Raw genomic sequence first — 21,243 nt, 5'->3', positions numbered from 1 at the left:
GGGTGGTGGGGGTGGGGTGGATCGGGTCGGGCAGACTTCGGGCTACCCCGCAGACCCTTTCTCAGGAGTGAGCCACGCCGATGTCGCTGCTCGCCAGATTCAGCCTCGCCAACCGGGGCCTGATCGCCCTCATCGCGCTGGTGACCACGGCGTTCGGGGCGTTCGCCGTACCGTCGCTGAAGCAGCAGCTGCTGCCGTCGCTGGAGTTCCCCGCCGCGTTCATCGTGGCGGCGTATCCGGGTGCCGCGCCGGAGATCGTCGAGTCCCAGGTCACCGAACCGATCGAGAACAGCCTTCAGGGCATCCCGGGGCTGGACAAGGTCACCTCCACCTCCCGCGAGGGCGCCACCACCGTCCAGGTGCAGTACGAGTTCGGCACCGACCTGGACGACGTGGTGAACAAGATGCAGACCGCGCTGAACCGGATCGACACCCAGCTCCCCGCCGGGGTGGACCCGCAGGTCATCGCCGGCAGCACGGACGACCTGCCCGCCGTGGTGGTCGCCGCCAGCGGTGGCGGCGACGAGCGGGCGCTGGCGGAGAAGCTGCGCCAGACCGTCGTACCGGAGCTGGAGGGCCTGGACGGGGTCCGCACGGTCGACGTGACCGGCACCCGCGACCAGGTCGTGCTGATCACCCCCGACCGAGCGAAGCTGGCCGCGGCCCGGCTCGCCCCCACCGCCATCGCCCAGGCGTTGAAGACCAACGGCGTGGCGGTGCCGGCCGGCGCGGTCGCCGACGGCAGCCGGTCGCTTCCCGTCCAGGTCGGCACCCCGGTCCGGACCGTCGACGACCTGCGCGGCATCGTCCTGGCCACCGCTCCCGCGGCGCCGATCCGGCTCGGCGACGTGGCCCGGGTCGAGCAGCAGCTCGCCCCGGCCACCGCGATCACCCGGACCAACGGCAAGCCCAGCCTGGGCATCGCCGTCACCGCCACCCCCGACGGCAACGCCGTGGAGATCTCGCACGAGATCCGGGACCGGCTCGACGACCTGAAGGCGGCCTCCGGCGCGGACCTGACGGTCGTCTTCGACCAGGCCCCGTTCGTCGAGCGGTCCATCGAGAGCCTCACCACCGAGGGCCTGCTCGGCCTGCTGATGGCGGTCGTGGTGATCCTGGTCTTCCTGCTCTCCCTCCGCTCCACGCTGGTCACCGCGGTCTCCATCCCGCTGTCCGTGCTGGTCGCGCTGATCGCGCTCTGGGCCGGCGACTACTCGCTCAACCTGCTCACCCTCGGCGCGCTGACCATCGCCGTCGGGCGGGTGGTCGACGACTCCATCGTGGTGCTGGAGAACATCAAGCGGCACCTGGAGTACGGCGAACCGAAGCGGGACGCGATCATCGTCGCGGTCCGCGAGGTGGCCGGCGCGGTGACCGCCTCCACCCTCACCACGGTGGCCGTCTTCGCGCCGATCGCGCTGGTCGGCGGCTTCGTCGGGCAGCTCTTCGCGCCGTTCGCGATCACCGTGACGGTCGCCCTGCTGGCCTCCCTGCTGGTCTCGCTGACCGTGATCCCGGTGCTGGCGTACTGGTTCCTCAAGCCGCGCCGCGGCGGCGCGGACGACGCGGCGGCCCGGCGTGCCGCCGAGGAGAAGGAGCTGCGCAGCCCGCTGCAGCGGGGGTACCTGCCGGCGATCGGGTTCGCCACCCGGTCCCGGAAGACCCGCTGGATCACCGTGGGGCTGGGGCTGCTGGTGCTGCTCGGCACCTTCGGGCTCGCGCAGAAGCTGGAGACCAACTTCCTGGACGACTCAGGCCAGGACACCCTGAACATCACCCAGGAGCTGCCGGCCGGCACCGGGCTGGCCGGCACCGACCAGGCCGCCGCGAAGGTCGAGGCGGTGCTGGCGCGTACCGAGGGCGTCAAGACGTACCAGGTGAGCGCGGGCGGCAGCGACCAGCCGTGGGCGGGCGGCGGCGGCAACAACACCGCCACCTACTCGGTCGCGCTGGACGAGGGCACGGAGGCGGCCGAGGTCAAGCAGACTCTGCGGAAGGAGTTCGACGCCCTCGGTGCGGACGCCGGTGAGCTGAGCTTCGGCGCCGGGCAGAGCACCTCCGCCAACCAGCTCGAGGTGGTCGTGCAGGCCGCCGACCCCGAGGCGCTGACCCGGGCGGCCGAGGCCGCCCGCGACGCGATGGCCGGTACGCCGGGCGTCGAGGACGTCTCCACCAGCCTGGCCGAGCGGGTGCCCCGGATCGACGTCACCGTCGACCGGGTGGCCGCGGCCCGCGCCGGGCTGACCGAGGCGGCGGTGGGCCAGCTCGTGGCCCAGGCATACCGGGGCGCGCCGCTGGGCCAGGTCGGCCTCGACGGGGCGCAGCAGGACGTGGTGCTGAGCACCGGGGCCCGCCCGCCGATGAGCGTGGCCGAGCTGCGGGCGCTGCCCGTCGGCCCGGTCAAGCTGGACGACATCGCCGACGTGAACCAGGTGGAGGGGCCGCAGCAGGTGACCCGGATCGACGGTGAGCGCAGCGTCTCCGTCACCGGTACGGCCACCGGCTCCAACTTGGGCGCGACCACCCAGGAGCTGCAGAAGCGGCTGGACGCGCTGGACGTGCCCGGGGCGACCTTCGCCGTGGGTGGCGTCAGCGCCGACCAGAAGGAGGCCTTCGCCGACCTGGGGCTGGCCGTGCTGGCCGCGATCGCGATCGTCTTCCTGATCATGGTGGGGACGTTCCGCAGCCTGACCCAGGCGCTGATCCTGCTGATCTCCATCCCGTTCGCCGCCACCGGCGCGATCGGGCTGCTGCTGGCCACCGGGACGCCGCTGGGCGTGCCGGCGCTGATCGGCGTGCTGATGCTGGTCGGGATCGTGGTCACCAACGCGATCGTGCTGCTCGACCTGATCAACCAGTACCGGGCGCAGGGCAGGAGCGTGACCGAGGCGGTGGTCGAGGGTGGCCGGCGCCGGCTGCGCCCGATCCTGATGACCGCGGTCGCCACCATCTTCGCGCTGCTGCCGATGGCCTTCGGGCTCACCGGCGAGGGCGGCTTCATCTCGCAGCCGTTGGCCGTGGTGGTGATCGGTGGCCTGCTCAGTTCGACGCTGCTGACCCTGATCCTGGTGCCGACGCTCTACACGATGGTGGAGCGCACCAAGGAGTCGCTGCGGGAGCGGCGGGCGCGCCGCACCGGTCGCACCGCCGCCGGTGACCCGGCGCCGGCGGAGGTCCCGGCGACCGTGGGGGCCGGTGCCGGCGACCAGTGGGCGGCGGCCGGGGCGGCCCCCGCCGAGCGGGCGGTCGCGAACCCGCCGGCCCGGCCGTCGGCGGCGCTGATCGACGGGACCGACCAGTTCGAGGTGCTGCGCCTGCCGAAGAGCCGGCGGTCACCGTTGCCGCCCACCGAGTGAGCTGACGACCTGGAGACGCCCCCGGCAGGCGCGAGCCCGCCGGGGAGTTTCCGTGCTTGTCCGCCGTGGCGCAAACCGCGTCGGATGTCCGACCCTGTACCGTGAGTGAGTTGTCGCATACTGTGAGCGTCGGATCGCTTCGGGAGGGGCGACGGTCCGAAGCGGGGGCAGGGGGCCATGGCGGACGGTGCGGGCCGGTGGGGCCGCCGGGCGCTGCTGCGCCGGACCGCCCTGCTGGCGGGCGGCGCCGCGCTGGGCACCGCCGCCAGCACCCAGACCGCCTGGATCGCCGACCGACGCCTCCCGCTCGCCGACGGCCCGGCCAGCGCCACCCTCGGCACCCGCCACCAGCAGGTCGGCGCCGGCGGCGTCGAGGTCACCTGGGGGGTGCCTACCAGCGACCGGCTGGTCGCGCTCACCTTCGACGACGGCCCGCTGCCACAGTGGACGCCGATGGTGCTCGACACGCTGGACGAGCATGGCGTACCGGCCACGTTCTTCCTGGTCGGGGCGCGGGCCAGGGAGCACGCGGCGCTGCTGCGCGGGCGGCTGGGCCGGCACGAGGTGGGCAACCACAGCTGGGTCCACCAGGACCTGGCCCGGCTCGACGCGCACGCCGCCTACGACGACCTGCGGCGCAGCCACGACGCGATCGCCGAGGCGGCCGGGGTGCCGCCCCGGCTGGTCCGCCCGCCGTGGGGGCACCTCGGCGGGGCGGTGCTGCACGCCGCCGCCCGGCTGAACTACCGGCTGGTGCTCTGGACGCTGCAGATGGTCGAGGGCGAGTTTCCGGGCGACCCGGCCGGTCACGCCCGGCGGATCGTCGCCGACGTGCGGCCCGGCACCATCCTGCTCGGCCACGACGTCGGTGCGGAACGGCGGCTGGTCGCGCTCCGCGGGCTGCCCGACATGATCATCGGGCTGCGCGCCCGCGGCTACACCTTCGTGACGGTCTCCCAGCTGCTCGGGCACAGCACGGTCGTCTTACCGGCCCGGTAGGGTTCCGGCGTGTCGCCCACCCTCTCGGTCCTCGTGCGCAACCGCGACTTCCGCAACCTCTTCCTCGCCGAGCTGGTGGTCTTCGGGGCGGACTGGTTCGTGATGGTGCCCCTGCTGGTGCTCCTGCCCGAGCTGACCGGCAGCGGGGTCTGGGGCGCGCTGGTGCTGGCCGTGGACACCGGCACCGTCGCCCTGTTGCTGCCGTACACCGGCACCATCGCGGACCGGTTCGATCGCCGGAAGATCATGATGGTGGCCAACATCGCCGCGCTGGTCGGCGTCCTGCTGCTGCTCGGCGTCCGCAGCGCCGGGACGGCGTGGCTGGCGATGGTGGCGATCGGCGCCGTGGCGGTGGCGAAGGCGTTCTACTCGCCGGCCGCCCAGGCCGCCCTGCCCAACGTGCTCGACCCGGACGACCTCGCCGCCGGCAACGCGATCGCCGGTTCCGCCTGGGGCACCATGACGGTCGTCGGCGCCTCGCTCGGCGGCATGCTGAGCGCCGCCGCCGGCCCGTACGCCTGCTTCTGGGTGGCGGCGGTCGGCCTGGCGCTCGCGGCGGGCCTGGCCGCGCTGATCCGCCGGCCGTTGCAGGCCGCCCGCGAACCCGGCGGCACCGTGCAGCGCACCTGGCCGGCGATCCGCGAGGCGTTGCGCTACATCGGCCACCGGCCTCGGGTGCTGGCCCTGGTCACCGTGAAGTCGGCGGTCGGGCTGGGCAACGGGGTGCTGACCGTGTTCCCGCTGCTCGCCGGCGTGTACGGGGTGGGCGCGGTCGGCACCGGCCTGCTCTTCGCCTCCCGGGGCGCGGGCGCCCTGGTCGGGCCGATCCTGATGCGGCGGGTGCTCACCAACCGGGCCTGGCTGCTGCCCGGCCTGGCCCTGTCGATGTCGCTGTACGGCCTGTCCTACCTGGGCGTCTCGGTGGTCGGCTGGTTCCCGCTGGTGCTGGTGCTCGTCTTCCTCGCCCACTTCGGCGGCGGCAGCAACTGGGTGCTGTCCAACTACGCCCTCCAGGGCGAGGTGCCGGACCGGTTGCGCGGCCGGGTCTTCGGCACCGACATGATGCTGGCGACGCTGGCCATCTCGCTGAGCCAGCTGGTGGTGGCCCTGGTGGTGGACACCGTGAACGAGCGGACCGTGCTGGCCGGTTGCGGACTGGTCACCCTGGTGTACGCCGTCGGCTGGCGGCTGGCCACCCGCCGGCTCTCCCTCACCGAACCGGCGACCGAGCCGGAGTCCACCCCCGCCTCCTGACCTGCCGGCGGCGCGGCGAGCGGCCCGACCACCCGGGTGGGTGGGGCTCGATTCCCATGGATCGGGCGGACCGCCGCGATGTCGGTCCCGAGCCCTAGCATGAGCCGGTGCCGATGACTTTCACCGCCGGGCCCGTCCGGGTCCGGGTGCCCGCGACCAGCGCGAACCTGGGCCCGGGTTTCGACGCGCTCGGCCTGGCCCTCGGGCTGTACGACGACGTGGCGGCCGAGGTGACCCCGGGCGGCGTACGCGTGACCGTGGCGGGCGAGGGCGCCGGCGAGCTGCCCGAGGGCGAGCGGCACCTGGTCGCGACGGCCATGCGGGCCGCGTTCGACGTGCTGGGCGGACAGCCGCCGGGCCTCGCGCTGGAGTGCGTCAACCGGATCCCGCAGGCCCGCGGCCTGGGCTCGTCCTCGGCGGCCATCGTCGCGGGCGTGCTGCTGGCCCGGGCGCTGGTCACCGACGGGGCCGAGCGGATCGACGACGACGCGGCGCTGCGACTGGCCGCCGAAGTCGAGGGGCACCCCGACAACGTTGCGCCCTGCCTGCGCGGCGGCTTCACCATCGCCTGGACCGAGCCGTCCGGGGCGCGCGCGGTGTCGCTGGCCGCCGCCGACGGCGTCCGGCCGACCGTCTTCGTGCCCGCGGAACGCGGTCTGACCGCCGCCGCGCGGGCCGCGCTGCCGGCCACCGTCCCGCATCCCGACGCCGCGCTGACCGCCGGCCGGGCGGCGCTGCTGGTGCACGCGCTGACCGCGGCGCCGGGGCTGCTGCTGCCCGCCACCGTCGACCGGCTGCACCAGGACTACCGCGCCGCGGGCATGCCGGGGACCGCGGCCCTGGTCAGCGCCCTGCGTGCGACGGGTGTGGCGGCTGTGGTCAGTGGGGCGGGACCGACCGTGCTGGCCCTCACCGAGGTGCCAGCGGGCTTCGACCCGGGAACAGACTGGCAGCTCTGGCAGTTGCCCATAGACGTCAGCGGTGCCCGGGTTGCCCGGGGTAGACTGGGACACGCCGAGCGGGACCCTGTTGCCGCAGGTCGGAAGAGTTGATTACGCTCTAGACTCAGCACAGCCGCGAAGCATGCGATCTCCTGCGGGTCGGCGCACCCCCGAAGCTCTCGGCGGTCAGCCCGTCACCCCTGCCAAGGCCCACGCCGCACCGCAGTTTCCACAGGTCGCCGCAGACGGCGAGACCTGCTCACCGATGTTGGTGAGTCGGGAAACCGACCGGCTGCTGTGTCACAGACTCCCGCGACGCGTCAGTGCGAGGCGGGTGCACCGAGGCCGCCCGGCCACCTGGTTTTCGACTCCGGGCAGTCCCGGCCTATCGAGGGAAGGAATCCATTGAGCGACACCACCGACGTGACGTCGGATGTTTCCAACGTCGCTGGCGATGCCACCACCGCCGCCCCCACACGCCGTCGGCGCAGCGGTACCGGCCTGTCGGCGATGCTGCTGCCAGAGCTGCAGAGCCTGGCCGCGTCGCTCGGTATCTCCGGTACGGCTCGCATGCGTAAGGGCGAGCTGATCAGCGCGATCACCGAGCGGCAGGGCGGCGCCGCCGCCGGAACCCCTCGACCGCGGGCCGAGGTCGCGGCCGCGGCCGCTCCCGCCCGGGACGAGGTACACGCCGAGGTGCTCCAGGAGCGGGCCGATACCGAGCGCCGCCCCGCCGAGCAGGCTCCGGCGGCCCCGGCCGCCGAGGCGACCGAGGGTCGCACCCGGACCCGTCGTGGCCGGGCCACTGCCACCGCCGAGGCGCGCACCGAGGAGGCTCCGGCCGAGACCGGCGAGCGGGCCGAGCGCGGCGGTCGCGAGCGCGGCGCAGAGCGGGCCGAGCGCGGTGCCGACCGGGCCGAGCGCGGCGAGCGTGCCGAGCGCGGTGCCGAGCGCGGCGAGCGTGCCGAGCGCGGTGCCGACCGGGCCGAGCGCGGCGAGCGTGCCGAGCGCGGTGAGCGCGGCGGTGACCGGACCGAGCGCGGTGCCGAGCGCAACGAGCGCGGCGACCGCAACGACCGCAACGACCGTGGCCAGCGCGCCGAGCGGGACAACGACTCCGACGAGGACGGCGAGGGCGGCGGCCGGCGCGGCCGGCGCAGCCGGTTCCGGGACCGTCGACGCGGCCGGGGCGACCGGGCCGAGGGCGGCGGCGACGGTGGCGGCCGCGAGCCGCAGGTCAGCGAGGACGACGTGCTCGTCCCGGTGGCCGGCATCATCGACGTGCTCGACAACTACGCCTTCGTCCGGACCACCGGCTACCTGGCCGGCCCGAACGACGTCTACGTCTCGATGTCCCAGATCAAGAAGTACGGCCTGCGCCGCGGTGACGCGATCACCGGCGCCGTGCGGGCCGCCCGCGACGGTGGCAGCAGCGACCAGCGTCGCGACAAGTACAACCCGCTGGTCCGGCTGGACACCATCAACGGGATGGAGCCGGAGGAGGCGCGGCGGCGGCCGGAGTTCTACAAGCTGACCCCGCTGTACCCGCAGGAGCGGCTGCGGCTGGAGACCGAGCCGCACATCCTGACCACCCGGGTGATCGACCTGGTCATGCCGATCGGCAAGGGCCAGCGGGCGCTGATCGTCTCGCCGCCGAAGGCGGGTAAGACGATGGTGCTGCAGGCGATCGCGAACGCGATCACCCGCAACAACCCGGAGTGCCACCTGATGGTGGTGCTGGTCGACGAGCGGCCGGAAGAGGTCACCGACATGCAGCGGTCGGTGAAGGGCGAGGTCATCGCGGCCACGTTCGACCGTCCGCCGCAGGACCACACCACGGTGGCGGAGTTGGCGATCGAGCGGGCGAAGCGCCTGGTCGAGCTGGGGCACGACGTCGTCGTGCTGCTCGACTCGGTGACCCGGCTCGGTCGGTCGTACAACCTGGCGGCGCCGGCAAGCGGCCGGATCATGTCGGGTGGTATCGACTCCACCGCGCTCTACCCGCCGAAGCGGTTCCTCGGTGCGGCCCGCAACATCGAGAACGGCGGCTCGCTGACCATCCTCGCCACCGCGCTGGTGGAGACCGGGTCCATGGCGGACACGGTCATCTTCGAGGAGTTCAAGGGCACCGGTAACGCCGAGCTCAAGCTGGACCGGAAGATCGCCGACAAGCGGGTCTTCCCGGCGATCGACATCAACCCCTCCGGCACCCGCAAGGAGGAGGTCCTGCTCGCGCCGGAGGAGCTGGCGATCATCCACAAGCTCCGCAAGGTGCTGCACTCGCTGGACTCGCAGGCGGCGCTCGACCTGCTGCTGGACCGCCTCAAGCAGTCCCGCACCAACATCGAGTTCCTGATGCAGATCGCGAAGTCGACGCCGGGGGAGTGACACCGCCCCGGTAGGACACGAACGAAGGGCACGGCCGTCACGGCCGTGCCCTTCGTCGTACCCGAGGGCCGGCGTGAAGTTTTCCTTCGGTTAAGCCGTCGGGTATTGAAACTTCTATGCAGCGTCGGGTTGACTGTCGTCCATGCGAATCCGCAGACGATCCGCCCGTCTCGTCGGCGTCCTGCTGCTGACGCCGCTGCTCAGCCTTCCCGGACCGGCCCCGGCCGGCCTCGCGGCACCCGCCGGCGACCTCCGCACCGCCGCCGAGGACGCCCCCGCCGCCTCCTCCGCCCCGGCCGGCGGCCTGGAGATCGCGAAGAGCACCCGCCCGGTCGCTCCCGGGCTCGACCTCACCTCCTTCGACCGGTACGACGCCGAGGGCTGGCTGCGCGCCGACGCGCTCACCGCCGACCTCTCCGGCGGCGTCACCGTCGACTACGTCAACTCCGGCACGGTCACCCGGGACGAGCCGCTGCGCGCCGCGGTGGACCGCTCCCGCGCGGTCGCCGCCGTCAACGGCGACTTCTTCGACATCAACAACTCGGGTGCGGCCCAGGGCATCGGCATCCGCTCCGGCGACCTGATCCAGTCGCCGGTCGCCGGGCACCCGAACGCCGCCGCGATCAGCGCCGAGGGGCTGGGTCGGGTCATCCAGGTCGGCTTCGAGGGCACCGCCACGCTGCCGGCCGGACCGGTTCCGCTGACCCCGTTCAACAACATGGTCCAGCCGAACGGCATCGGCGTCTTCACCCCGCTCTGGGGGTCGTACCCCCGGCAGCGGGCGGTGAGCGGCGCGGCCCGGGTGGTCGAGGTCGCGGTGACCGGCGGCCGGGTCGCGGCCGTGGCCACCGCGCCCGGCGAGGGGCCGATCCCGGCCGGGACAACCGTGCTGCTCGGCCGGGAGGCCGGCGCGGACGCCCTCGGCGCGCTGCGCCCCGGCGACCCGGTGGACGTGGCCTGGCGGCCGAAGGCGTCCGACGGCGGCAGCCTGCGCGCCGCGGTCGGCGGCGGCAACGTGCTGGTCCGTGACGGGGCGGTGCAGAACATCGCCGACCTGACCCTCGCCCCGCGCACCTCGGTCGGCTTCTCCGCCGACGGGCGCAAAATGATCATGTTGACGGTGGACGGTCGGCAGGTGGACAGCCGCGGCGTCACCCAGACCGAGATGGGCCGGATGATGGTCGAGCTGGGTGCGTACACCGCGCTGAACCTCGACGGCGGCGGCTCCTCGACCCTGCTCGCCCGGGAACCGGGCGCGGCGGCGGTGCAGGTGGAGAACAGCCCCTCGGACGGCAGCGAGCGCCCGGTCCCCAACGGCCTGGCCATCTACGCGCCGAAGGGCAGCGGCCGGCTCACCGGGTACTGGCTGGAGACGGCGAGCGACCCGACCGCCGCGCCCGGCGTCGCCCCGATCCGCGGTGGCCGCCCGGACCGGGTCTTTCCCGGCCTGACCCGCCGGCTCACCGCCGCCGGCTACGACGAGACGTACGGCCCGGCCGCCGGGGCGCCGCAGTGGCGGGCGAACCCGGCCGTCCACGGAACGGTGGACGACGAGGGCGTCTTCCGGGCCGGCGCGCCCGGCCGCAGCACCGTCACCGCCTGGCGGGCGGAGGCCGGCGGCACCCTCGACCTCACCGTGCTCGGGGAGCTGGACCGGATCGACTCCACCGTGGACCGGCTCGGTCTGAACCGGCAGGGCGACACCGGGCTCTTCGGGGTGGTCGGCTACGACGCCGAGGGGAACACCGCGCCGATCGAGCCGGCCGACCTGAAGCTCGAGTACGACCCGAAGCTGCTCGCCGTCACCCCCACCGGGGACGGCAACCTCTCCGTCAAGGCGCTCGGCGAGAGCGGCTCCGGCCTGGTCACCGTCCACGTCGGCAAGCTCACCACCGTGCTGCCGGTCACCGTCGGACTGACCGACGTCCCGGTCGCCGGCTTCGACGACGCCGCGGCCTGGAAGTTCAGCCAGGCCCGGGCCAGCGGCTCCGTCGCGCCCGCGCCGGGCCACACGGGCCAGGGCCTCAAGCTGTCGTACGACTTCAGCCAGTCCACCGGCACCCGGGCCGCGTACGCCGACCCGCCGGCCTGGATCGAGGTGCCCGGCCAGCCGCAGGCGTTCGGCATGTGGATCTACGGCAACGGCAAGGGGGAGTGGCCCAGCCTGCACCTGCACGACGCCCAGGACACCCAGCACGTGCTGCGCGGCCCGTACCTCACCTGGACCGGCTGGAAGTACGTGGAGTTCGCGGTGCCGGCCGGCGTGCAGTACCCGGTCCGGGTCCGTCGGTTCTACGTGGCGGAGACCAACCCGGCCGCGGAGTACACCAGTCAGATCGTCATCGACGACCTGGTCGCGAAGGTGCCCCCGACGATCCAGGCGCCGCCCGAGGAACCGCGCACCGACCGGGCGGTGCTCCGCGACGGCACGGTGGACGGCGCGCCCTGGCGCTTCGCGGTGCTGTCCGACGCCCAGTTCGTCGCCGCCGACCCGGACAGCGACCTGGTCGCCCAGGCCCGCCGTACGCTCCGCGAGGTCAAGGCGGCGAAGCCGGACTTCCTGGTCATCGACGGGGACTTCGTGGACACCGCGTACCCGGCGGACTTCGCGCTGGCCAAGCGGATCCTCGACGAGGAGCTGGGCGGCGAGCTGCCGTACTACTACGTGCCCGGCAACCACGAGATCATGGGCGCCCCGATCACGAACTTCCAGCACGTCTTCGGCGCCACCTCGCGGGTCTTCGACCATGACGGCACCCGCTTCGTCACCCTGAACACCGCCACCGGCTCGCTGCGCGGCGGCGGGTTCGACCAGGTGCAGCTGCTGCGCGACACGCTCGACTCCGCCGCCGCCGACCCGGCCGTCGGCTCGGTCGCCGTGCTGTTCCACCACCCGCCGCGCGATCCCAGCCCGGCGAAGGCGAGCCAGCTCGGCGACCGCAAGGAGGCGGCGCTGGTCGAGCAGTGGCTGGCCGACTTCCAGCACCGCACCGGCAAGGGCGCGCTCGTCGTCAACGGGCACGTCGGCACCTTCGACGCCGACCGGGTGGACGGGGTGCCGTACGTCATCAACGGCAACTCGGGCAAGAACCCGTCCACGCCGCCTCAGCTGGGCGGCTTCACCGGGTGGACCGAGTTCGGCGTCGACCCGGTGACCCCGCAGGAGGCCGAGCGGGCCCGACGCGACCCGCTCGCCGAGGGGCCACGCTGGGTCGACGCGGAGTTCCACGCCCACGTCGACCGGCTCGCGCTGGCCGCGCCGGCGAGCGTGGTGGTGGGCGACCCGGCGGTCGTCACGGCGACGCTGATCCAGCCCGGTGGTCGTACCGTGCCGGTGGCCGCCCCGGTCAGCGCCGACTGGTCGGGCTCGCCGAACCTGCACATCGGCCCGGCCGACGGGGTGAAGCCCTGGCACGTGGCCCGGTTCGACCCGGCCACCGGCCGGCTGACCGCGCTGCGGCCGGGGGCGCAGGTGCTGCTCACGGTGACCGTCAACGGCGTCCGCGCCGAGGCGACGGTCGCCCTCACGGCGGCGACACCTGGGGAGGCACCCGCCGCCTGACCGTCGGCCCCGGGGCGCGTGGCGGACCCGTCACGCGCCCCGGGCCGGTCGGTCAGAAGTCGCCCTCGGCGACCTGGAACACGGTCAGGCCGAGCGAGCGCCACATCCGCACCACCTGCATCCGGTCGTCGAAGACGCCCACCACCCGGTACCGGTCCCGGATCTCCCGTTCGTAGATCTCCTGCTTGACGATCGCGTCCTTGCGGTGGTCGCCGACCGCCCGCAGGTGCAGCGCCAGATAGGGGACCTCGACGTGCCGGGCCAGCCAGGCCTCGGTGTCGGCCCGGGCCGAGGCGTCCCGACCGGAGCAGAAGACCACCCCGTGGCCGGCCGCGTGCATCGCCCGCACCGCCGCGATCACCGCCTCGTTCGGCGCGTCCTCGCCCACCCGGGTCATGTCGTACGGGCTGCGGGAGACGTTCAGCGCCACCGTGCCGTCGATGTCCACCAGCACGATCGCCGGCGGCTCGGGGTGCGGCGGGTGGACCGTGGCCGGCGGACCCGTACGGGCCGTCGGCACCGGTAACGGTAACGGGCGGTTGGCCAGGTAGCGGTCGTGCAGCCGGCGGATCGCCGCCTCGCCGACCCGGTCGGCCTCCGGCCGCGCGGCGTCCCGGCGCAGGCACTCCTCCAGCGGGACGTCGGTGAAGTCGTGCACCTCGAACGTGGCGCCGAACCGCTCGGCCAGTTCCGCCCAGTCCCGCAGGGTCCGGGCCCGCAGGTTGGTGTCGTCCACGCAGACGCTCACCCGGGCCGCCAGCAGCGCCTCCACCTGGGCCCGCTGGGCCCTGCTGACCTGCCCCTCCGCCCACTGGGTGAAGAGCCGCTCGCCGTGCATCATCCGGCGCAGGTCGTCCCGGTTGACCCGGACCACACCCGGCTGGAGCCGGCGGGCGAAGGTCGTCTTGCCGGAGGCCGGCAGGCCCCGGGTCGCGATCAGACGGAACATGCCCTCCACCCCGGTTCGTCCGGTCCCGGTCCGCGCCGGGGTTCTGACGGTACGACCTGGCGAATGCCCACGGGCGGGGCGGGAATGCGTACGGGAGGGTGAGCGTTACCCCTGCCGGACCACCTGTGCGGCCCGCTCCTCGGGTCGGCCGACGCCCATGGCACACTGGTCAATCGGCCACCGGTTCCGGTTCACGCCCGAGCCCGTCGTGTACGACGGGGACACCGACGGCGACCCGGCGACCACCCACGAAAGGACCGAGGCGAGATGAAGCCCAACACCCACCCGGAGTACGTGACCACCGAGGTCAGCTGCTCCTGCGGTAACACCTTCACGACCCGCAGCACCGCCAAGGGCGGCGCCATCCACGTCGAGACCTGCAGCGCCTGCCACCCGTTCTACACCGGTAAGCAGCGCGTTCTCGACACCGCCGGCCGGGTCGCCAAGTTCCAGCAGAAGTACGCCAAGGTTCAGCCCAAAAAGGCCAAGTAGCTTCTCCGACGACGCCCGTGTCCGGCTCCGTGCCGGACGCGGGCGTTCGTCCGTTTCCGTCAGTTTCCACCCATCCCGCCCGGTTGTCGTCGAAGGAGCACCCCCAGCATGAGCAGTGAGCGCCTGGCCGCCCTCCTCGACGAGTACGCGGAGCTGGAGAAGCGGCTCGCCGACCCGGCCATCCACGCCGACCAGGGCACCGCCCGGCGGGTGGGCCGCCGCTACGCCGAGCTCGTCCCGCTGCACAAGGCGGCCGGCGAGCTGGAGCAGGCCCGCGCCGACCTGGTCGCCGCCCGCGAGCTGGCCGCCGAGGACCCGGCGTTCGCCGCCGAGGCCGAGTCGATCGCGGCGACGCTGCCGGCGCTGGAGGAGCGGCTGGCGGAGCTGCTGATCCCGCGCGACCCGCACGACGCCAAGGACGTGATCGTGGAGATCAAGGCCGGCGAGGGCGGCGAGGAGTCGGCCCTGTTCGCCGGCGACCTGCTGCGGATGTACACCCGCTACGCGGAGCGGCACGGCTGGGTCACCGAGGTGATCGACGCGCAGGACTCCGACCTCGGCGGGGTCAAGGACGTCTCGCTGGCGATCAAGACCAAGGGCGTGCCCGAGGGCGGCAACGGCGTCTGGTCCCGGCTCAAGTGGGAGGGCGGCGTGCACCGGGTGCAGCGCGTGCCGGTCACCGAGTCGCAGGGCCGGATCCACACCAGCGCGGCCGGCGTGCTGGTGCTGCCGGAGGCCGAGGACGTGGACGTCACCATCGGCCCGAACGACCTGCGGATCGACGTGTTCCGCTCGTCCGGGCCGGGCGGCCAGTCGGTCAACACCACCGACTCGGCGGTCCGGATCACCCACGTGCCGACCGGGATCGTGGTCTCCTGCCAGAACGAGAAGTCCCAGCTGCAGAACCGGGAGCAGGCGATGCGGATCCTGCGTGCCCGGCTGCTCGCGGCGGCGCAGGAGCAGGCCGACGCGGCCGCCTCGGACGCCCGTAAGGCGCAGGTCCGGACGGTGGACCGCTCGGAGCGGGTTCGCACCTACAACTTCCCGCAGAACCGGATCACCGACCACCGGATCGGCTACACCGCGTACAACCTCGACCTGGCCCTCGCCGGTGAGCTGGACGGTGTCCTCGACGCCCTGACGGAGGCCGACCGGACCGCCCGCCTGGCCGGGGAGACCGAACTGACCCGCCGCTGAGCACCCGCCCGCCGCCCGGCCCGGCCGAGCGCGGGGTCAGGAGGCGCGGAGGCGGGACTTGGCCCGGAGCATCTCCCGGTCGGCCAGTTCGAAGGCGGCGCCGAGGGCCTCCCGCAGGCCGTCGCCGGTGCCGCTCACCTCGGCGAAGCCGATGCTCACCCCGACCGGAGTGCCGGGCACCAGGGACTCCCAGTCCTCGGTGCGGACCGCCGCGTCGATCCGGCGGGCCACCTCGGCGGCCTCCGACATGCCGGCCCCGGCCAGCACCACCACGAACTCGTCGCCGCCGTAGCGGGCCACGAAGTCGCCGCGCCGCATCACCCGGTTGATCACTCCGGCGATCCGCTGGAGGACCAGGTCACCCGAGTGGTGCCCGTGCCGGGTGTTGACCGCCTTGAAGCCGTCCAGGTCGCAGACGCCGATCACCACCCGCTCGCCCCGGGCCACCACCGCGCCGATGTACCGCTCGAGGCGGCGCCGGTTGGGCAGCCCGGTCAGCGGGTCGGTGAGCGCCTCGCCCTCGTACCGGGCCGCCTCCCGGCGCATCTCCTCGTGGTCGATCCGGGCCGCGATCCCGTCGATGTAGACGTCCCGCAGCCGGTCGTTGCGCTGCGCGGCCAGCCGGAACGCGTGCCGGTCGGCCCGATGCGCGGCGGCGTGGTCGCCGGCCCGGGCCAGGGCGATGCTGCGCAGCCGGGCCGGTTCGGCCGCGCCGAGCGTCTCGGCGGAGACCTGGGCGGCCTCCAGCCGGGTCACCGCCTCGATCGGCCGTCCGTCGGCGACGGCCAGGCAGACCTGGCCGAGCTGACGCATGTCCCGCGCCCGGGCGCTGTCGCCGCCGTGCCCGAGCAGCCGGGCCGGGTCGGCGTCCGTGCCGGACTCCACCCGGTCGCCGAGGGCGGCTCGGCGGGCCGCCGCGTAGCCGTACGCGGCCAGGCTGCTCGGCCGCAGGTTGCCGGCCCGCCCGGCGCGCAGGAACCGGTTGAGGTCCCCGGCGACGTCCCGGAGCACCCGCAGACAGCCGTCGCTGTCCCCGTTGTGGTCCAGCGCGACCGCGTTGCGCAGCCGGATGCCGGGGGCGGCGAAGGTCTCCTCCGGGATGCCGGCGGTCAGCCCGACCTGGCGGGCCCGCTCGATCGCCCCGAGGGCATGGCCGTGGAAGCTGAGGTAGGAGTAGGCCATCGCGAGGTCGTGCCAGCCCCAGGCGGTGTCCCGGTCCGGGTCGTCGACGGTGCCCAGCCAGCGGGAGGCCTTGACCAGGTGGGTGACGCAGCGGTCCAGCGCTCCCTGGTGGTGCGCGGCCAGCGCGGCCAGCGCGTTGAGGTGCCCGCGCAGGTACGGCTCGGCCAGGTCGCGGGTGGCGCTGGAGGCATCCTCGATGGCCCGGGTGAACTCCGCCGTCCGACCGAGATTGATCAGCGCGGAGAGGCGCTGGACGCGGGCGTCGGCCCGGGCGTTCGGGTCGGCGGTGGTGCGGATCACCCGGTCGAGGAGGGCGCAGGCCTCCGCCGAGCGGCTCGCCTCCTGCAACGCCCGGGCGTGCTTGAGGGCGTCAACCTGGTCGTCGACCCGGTCGAGCCAGCCCACCCGAGACCTCCCTGTCGGTGTGCGTCCGGACGCACCCGCTCGTGATGCCACCCGCGACGATTCATGATTATGTCGTGACCTCCCTTCCGCAACACCCGTCCAAAGGGACAGAACGCGAGCGGCCCTCACTGGCGATCGCCCGGGCGGCCCGCGCGCTGGCCGAGGCGGGGGTCGAGGCGCCCCGGGCGGAGGCCGAGCTGCTGGCCGCGTACGTGCTGGACGTGCCCCGGGGCCGGCTGGCCCTGGCCGACGGGTTCACCGCCGACGACCTCGCCCGCTTCGACGCGCTGGTCGGCCGGCGGGCGGCCCGGGAGCCGTTGCAGCACCTCACCGGCGTCGCCGGTTTCCGGCACCTGGAACTGGCGGTCGGCCCGGGCGTCTTCGTGCCCCGGCCGGAGACCGAACTGCTCGCCGGCTGGGGGGTGGAGCAGGGGCGATCGCGGAACGCGCCGCTGGTGGTCGACCTGTGCAGCGGCTCCGGCGCGATCGCTCTCTCCGTCGCCCAGGAGCTGCCGGACGCCCGGGTGGTGGCGGTGGAGCGGTCCCCGGCGGCGCTGGCCTGGCTGCGGCGCAACGCCGCAGACCGGGCCGCCGCGGGGGACACCCCGATCGAGGTGGTGGCCGCCGACGTGACCGACCCGGAGCTGCTGGACGAGCTGGTCGGCCGGGTCGACGTGCTGCTCTGCAACCCGCCGTACGTGCCCCGGTCGGTGGCGGTGCCGCCTGAGGTGGCGGGGCACGATCCGGACGAGGCGGTCTTCGGCGGGGCGGACGGGCTGGCGGTGATCCGGCCGGTGATCGGCCGGGCGGCCGAGCTGCTGCGCCCCGGCGGGGTGCTCGGCGTGGAGCACGACGACACCCACGGCAGGGCGGTGCCCGAACTGCTCGCCGCGGACGGCCGGTTCACCGCCGTGGCGGAGCACCGGGACCTGGTCGGCCGGCCCCGGTTCGCCACCGCGTCCCGGCGGGCGGACGGCCAGCACGCCACCGGCGGCCCGGCGTGGCAGACTGGCTCCTCGTGATGCTCTACGACTGTCGGTCGCCCGCCGACCGGGACCGCGGCATCGCCGCTGCCATCGAGGCGGTCAAGAACGGTGAACTGGTCGTTCTGCCGACCGACACGGTCTACGGGATCGGCGCCGACGCCTTCACCCCGTACGCGGTGAAGGCGCTCGCGGACGCCAAGGGCGGTTCGCGGCAGGCGCCGCCGGTGCTGATCGGGTCGCGGCACACCCTCGACGGCCTGGTGTTCTCGCTGCCCCGCTCGGCGCGCGAGCTGGTCGAGGCGTTCTGGCCGGGGGCGCTGACCATCGTGGTGGAGCACTCGCCGAGCCTGTCCTGGGATCTGGGCGACGCCAGCGGCACGGTGGCGGTGCGGATGCCGCTGCACCCGGTGGCGCTGGAGGTGCTGCGGGAGACCGGACCGATGGCGGTGGCGTCGGCCAACAAGGTCGGCCAGCCGGCGGCGGTCACCGCCGAGGAGGCGCGGGACCAGCTCGCCTACACGGTCCGCGCCTACCTGGAGGCCGGGCCCGCCCCGGACCCGGTGCCGAGCACCATCGTCGACCTCACCGGCGAGGTGCCCCGGGTACTGCGGCAGGGCGCGGTCCCGTTGGAGAAGCTGCGCGACGTGGTGCCGGACATCCTCGACGAGCGGGGGGTCTGAGTGCCGCCGTTCACGGTCCTGCACGTCTGCATGGGCAACATCTGCCGTTCTCCGATGGCCGAACGGCTGCTGCTGCTCGCCGTGCGGGAGCGGCTGGGCCGCCTCGGGGTCGACCCGACCCGCTCGGACGAGCTGCTGCACAGCCACAGCGCCGGCACCGGGGGCTGGCACGCGGGCGAGGAGATGAATCCGCCGGCGGCCCGGCAGGTGGTGTCGCGCGGCGGTGACGTGGACGGGTTCGCCGCCCGTAAGTTGCGGTCCGACCTCATCGACGCGGCCGACCTGGTCCTCACCGCCACCGCCGACCAGCAGGAGTACGTGGTGGCGCTGCGTCCGGACGCGGCGGCGCGCACCTTCGTGCTGGGCGAGTTCGGGCGGCTGCTGGCCGCCGTGGACGCCGCGGGGCTGCCGCCGGTCGAGGCGACCCCGGATGCCGTGTACGCCCGCGGGGTAGCCCTGGTGGCGGCCGCCGACTCGGCCCGGCAGGGGGCCTCCGCACTGCCCGCCGACGACCTCGACGACCCGTGGGGTCGCGGTGACCAGTGCTTCAGCCGGGTCGCCGACGAGATCGAGGAGACGGTCCACCCGCTGGCCGCCGCGCTGCTGCCCTGAGCCCTCCGGCCCCTGAGCGCTGGGGTTTCTGTCCACCTTCATCCTTCTCCGCGAAATTCCTGCGTGTTTCGGGGGAAGCGGGCGGCGTGACCGCTGTTTCCGGTCATCCTGAACGGGTCCGAACGTGGCCGGCTCCTGCGGGGAGAGCTGATGAACCGGGCCCATCTCGACAAGTTGTTCACTGTCCTGCTCGCCGGCGTGCTCGCCGGGCTGGCCCTGGCGGCCGCCGCGCTGCCGGTCGCGCTGGTGTTCGGGCTCGGCTTCGCGGGGCTCGTGCCCTACTCGGAGCTGCCCGAGTCGCTGCGTACGCCGCAGCCGGCCCAGCGGTCCAACCTGTACGCCAGCGACGGGCATACCCTGATCACCTCCTTCTATGTGGAGGACCGGGTGGACGTGCCGGTGGCCGAGGTGGCCCTGGTGATGCGGCAGGCCATCGTGGCCGCCGAGGACGTCCGGTTCTACCAGCACCACGGCGTCGACGTCCGCGGCGTGGTCCGGGCCTTCACCGTCAACAGCCGGGACGGCCGGACCCGGCAGGGCGCCTCCACGCTGACCATGCAGTACGTCCGCAACGCGCTGGCGAACGATGCCCGGCTGACCGAGGAGCAGCGGGCCCAGGCCACCGAGATCAGCGCCGGCCGCAAGATCCGGGAGATGCGCTACGCGCTGGCCCTGGAGCGGGAGCTGGACAAGGACCAGATCCTCAGCCGGTACCTGAACATCGCCTACTTCGGCGCCGGCGCGTACGGCATCGCGGCGGCCAGCAAGCGCTACTTCTCGACCGAGCCGGCGAAGCTGAACCTGGCCCAGGCGGCGCTGCTCGCCGGCCTGGTCCGCTCGCCGGACAGCGACGACCCGATCAACGGCGACGCCGACGCGGCGCTGGGCCGCCGGGCGTACGTGCTGGACCGGATGGTGGAGACCGGCCAGGTCGCCGCCGCGGATGCCGCCCGGGCCAAGGGCGAGCAGCTCAACCTGCGACCCAGCGCGACGCCGAACGACTGCGCCGGCGTGGCCGCCGAGCACAACGACTGGGGCTTCTTCTGCGACTGGTTCACCCACTGGTGGAAGGCGCAGCCGGCCTTCGGCGGCTCCGCCGACGAGCGACAGCGGACGCTGCGCCGCGGCGGCTTCAAGATCGTCTCCTCGCTCGACGCGGACGTGCAGCGCAAGGCCAACGAGCAGGTGCTGCAGGTCTACGCCGTCGACAACAAGCGGGCCGCGCCGACCGCGGTGATCCAGCCGGGCAGCGGGCGGGTGCTGGCCATGGCGGTGAACCGGCACTTCAGCGTGGCGGCCAACCCGCGCGGCCAGCAGAACTATCCGAACACCGTCAACCAGCTCGTGGCCGGCGGCGGGGGCATCGTCGGCTACCAGGCCGGCTCGACGTTCAAGCTCTTCGCCCTGCTGGCCGCCCTGGAGTCGGGGCTGCCGCTGGCCACCACCTTCGACGCGCCGTCCCGGCTCGTCACCGGCTACTCGGTCGAGGGCGGTACGGCCAGCTGCGGGGGCCACTGGTGCCCGAGCAACGCCAACCCGGACTGGATGGACGGCGACCACACCATGTGGAGCGCCTTCGGCCGCTCGGTGAACACCTACTTCGCCTGGCTGACCGAGAAGGTGGGCGCCGACCGGGTGGTGGAGATGGCCGAGCGGCTCGGCATCGTGCTGCGCGCCAAGGACGACGAGGCGCTGGCCCGCTACGGCGCGAAGCAGTGGGGACCGTTCACCCTCGGCGTCGCCGCCACCACCCCGCTCGACCTGGCCAACGCGTACGCCACGGTGGCGGCCGAGGGGACCTGGTGCGCGCCGACGCCGATCACCTCGATCAGCGACAGCACCGGCCGGAAGGTGGCCGCCGGGGATCCGGACTGCCGGCAGGTGCTCGACACCGAGGTGGCCCGCGCGGCGGCGGACGCGGCCCGCTGCCCGGTCGGCGACCAGTCGATGTACCGGCGCTGCGACGGCGGCACCGCCGAGGAACTCCAGCCCGGGCTGCGCCGGCCGCTGGCCGGCAAGACCGGCAGCTCAGACCGGAACGCCACGGAGACGGTGGTGGCCTTCACCCCGCAGCTCGCGGTCGCCACCATCGCCGCCAACCCGGACGACACCCGGGACGCGGTCGGCGGCGGCGTGCAGGCCCGGCAGATCGCCGCCGTGGGCCGCCTCCTCGCGTACGCCCTCCGGAACCAGCCGGTCCTCGACTTCGTCCCCCCCAACGAAACCACCGCCTACCGCGT

14 protein-coding genes are annotated in these 21,243 nt (G+C 74.0%); 12 read left to right on the top strand and 2 right to left on the bottom strand.

Annotated features, from left to right (window positions below; all coding sequences use genetic code 11):
• Positions 1-80: 80 nt before the first annotated feature.
• The 6 genes from DKT69_RS30790 (at position 81) to DKT69_RS30765 (ending at position 12,500) form a co-directional block, all read left to right on the top strand.
• The gene (locus DKT69_RS30790; RefSeq protein ID WP_109804947.1) at positions 81-3,356 is read left to right on the top strand and encodes an efflux RND transporter permease subunit; all 3,276 of its coding nucleotides are present in this window, start codon (positions 81-83) and stop codon (positions 3,354-3,356) included.
• A gap of 177 nt (positions 3,357-3,533) precedes the next feature.
• Positions 3,534-4,355 (top strand): polysaccharide deacetylase family protein, encoded by an 822-nt coding sequence (locus tag DKT69_RS30785; RefSeq protein ID WP_109804946.1) that lies wholly within the window; start codon positions 3,534-3,536, stop codon positions 4,353-4,355.
• Between the two features lie 9 nt (positions 4,356-4,364).
• On the top strand, positions 4,365-5,609 hold the full coding sequence (locus DKT69_RS30780) for an MFS transporter (protein WP_109804945.1): 1,245 nt from the start codon (positions 4,365-4,367) through the stop codon (positions 5,607-5,609).
• Between the two features lie 113 nt (positions 5,610-5,722).
• Positions 5,723-6,661, top strand: coding sequence for a homoserine kinase (gene thrB / locus DKT69_RS30775; RefSeq protein WP_109804944.1), 939 nt, complete (start codon positions 5,723-5,725; stop codon positions 6,659-6,661).
• A 294-nt stretch (positions 6,662-6,955) separates the two neighbouring features.
• Positions 6,956-8,938 (top strand): transcription termination factor Rho, encoded by a 1,983-nt coding sequence (rho, locus tag DKT69_RS30770; protein ID WP_109804943.1) that lies wholly within the window; start codon positions 6,956-6,958, stop codon positions 8,936-8,938.
• Positions 8,939-9,080: 142 nt separating this feature from the next.
• On the top strand, positions 9,081-12,500 hold the full coding sequence (locus tag DKT69_RS30765) for a phosphodiester glycosidase family protein (RefSeq protein ID WP_109804942.1): 3,420 nt from the start codon (positions 9,081-9,083) through the stop codon (positions 12,498-12,500).
• 52 nt (positions 12,501-12,552) lie between these two features.
• On the opposite strand, the gene DKT69_RS30760 is transcribed toward DKT69_RS30765, so the two are convergent.
• On the bottom strand, positions 12,553-13,449 hold the full coding sequence (locus tag DKT69_RS30760) for a phosphatase domain-containing protein (RefSeq protein ID WP_109804950.1): 897 nt from the start codon (positions 13,447-13,449) through the stop codon (positions 12,553-12,555).
• 267 nt (positions 13,450-13,716) lie between these two features.
• Between DKT69_RS30760 and rpmE the strand changes: the two genes are divergently transcribed.
• Both rpmE and prfA read left to right on the top strand, forming a co-directional pair.
• Positions 13,717-13,941, top strand: a complete 225-nt coding sequence (gene rpmE / locus DKT69_RS30755) for a 50S ribosomal protein L31 (RefSeq protein WP_109804941.1) — start codon at positions 13,717-13,719, stop codon at positions 13,939-13,941.
• 108 nt (positions 13,942-14,049) lie between these two features.
• Entirely contained in the window at positions 14,050-15,138 is a 1,089-nt protein-coding gene (gene prfA, locus DKT69_RS30750) for a peptide chain release factor 1 (RefSeq protein WP_109804940.1), read from the top strand.
• Positions 15,139-15,174: 36 nt separating this feature from the next.
• Here the strand turns inward: prfA and DKT69_RS30745 are convergent, their stop codons facing one another.
• Positions 15,175-16,725, bottom strand: coding sequence for a GGDEF domain-containing protein (locus DKT69_RS30745; RefSeq protein ID WP_109804939.1), 1,551 nt, complete (start codon positions 16,723-16,725; stop codon positions 15,175-15,177).
• A gap of 74 nt (positions 16,726-16,799) precedes the next feature.
• Between DKT69_RS30745 and prmC the strand changes: the two genes are divergently transcribed.
• From prmC to DKT69_RS30725, 4 genes are all read left to right on the top strand, one after another.
• Positions 16,800-17,747, top strand: coding sequence for a peptide chain release factor N(5)-glutamine methyltransferase (gene prmC / locus DKT69_RS30740; protein WP_201749945.1), 948 nt, complete (start codon positions 16,800-16,802; stop codon positions 17,745-17,747).
• Positions 17,747-18,391 (top strand): L-threonylcarbamoyladenylate synthase, encoded by a 645-nt coding sequence (locus DKT69_RS30735; protein ID WP_109804949.1) that lies wholly within the window; start codon positions 17,747-17,749, stop codon positions 18,389-18,391. The genes prmC and DKT69_RS30735 overlap by 1 nt, the downstream gene beginning before the upstream one ends.
• Positions 18,392-19,003, top strand: coding sequence for an arsenate reductase/protein-tyrosine-phosphatase family protein (locus DKT69_RS30730; protein ID WP_109804938.1), 612 nt, complete (start codon positions 18,392-18,394; stop codon positions 19,001-19,003).
• A 150-nt stretch (positions 19,004-19,153) separates the two neighbouring features.
• Positions 19,154-21,243 (top strand): transglycosylase domain-containing protein (locus DKT69_RS30725; RefSeq protein WP_109804937.1); only part of this gene is annotated, 2,090 nt, incomplete at its 3' end.

Source organism: Micromonospora sicca (assembly GCF_003172935.1).
Taxonomy (GTDB): Bacteria; Actinomycetota; Actinomycetes; order Mycobacteriales; family Micromonosporaceae; genus Micromonospora; species Micromonospora sicca.
Note: the sequence above shows the minus strand (reverse complement) of the source record. Positions and strands in the feature narration are given on the sequence as shown.

What these genes read in the sequence shown, in the direction of transcription:
- thrB (WP_109804944.1), top strand. Translation starts at nt 5,723, where the DNA reads ATGACTTTCACCGCCGGGCCCGTCCGGGTCCGGGTGCCCGCGACCAGC.
- DKT69_RS30735 (WP_109804949.1), top strand. Translation starts at nt 17,747, where the DNA reads ATGCTCTACGACTGTCGGTCGCCCGCCGACCGGGACCGCGGCATCGCC.
- DKT69_RS30760 (WP_109804950.1), bottom strand. Translation starts at nt 13,449, where the DNA reads ATGTTCCGTCTGATCGCGACCCGGGGCCTGCCGGCCTCCGGCAAGACG.
- rpmE (WP_109804941.1), top strand. Translation starts at nt 13,717, where the DNA reads ATGAAGCCCAACACCCACCCGGAGTACGTGACCACCGAGGTCAGCTGC.
- DKT69_RS30790 (WP_109804947.1), top strand. Translation starts at nt 81, where the DNA reads ATGTCGCTGCTCGCCAGATTCAGCCTCGCCAACCGGGGCCTGATCGCC.
- DKT69_RS30785 (WP_109804946.1), top strand. Translation starts at nt 3,534, where the DNA reads ATGGCGGACGGTGCGGGCCGGTGGGGCCGCCGGGCGCTGCTGCGCCGG.
- DKT69_RS30765 (WP_109804942.1), top strand. Translation starts at nt 9,081, where the DNA reads ATGCGAATCCGCAGACGATCCGCCCGTCTCGTCGGCGTCCTGCTGCTG.
- prfA (WP_109804940.1), top strand. Translation starts at nt 14,050, where the DNA reads ATGAGCAGTGAGCGCCTGGCCGCCCTCCTCGACGAGTACGCGGAGCTG.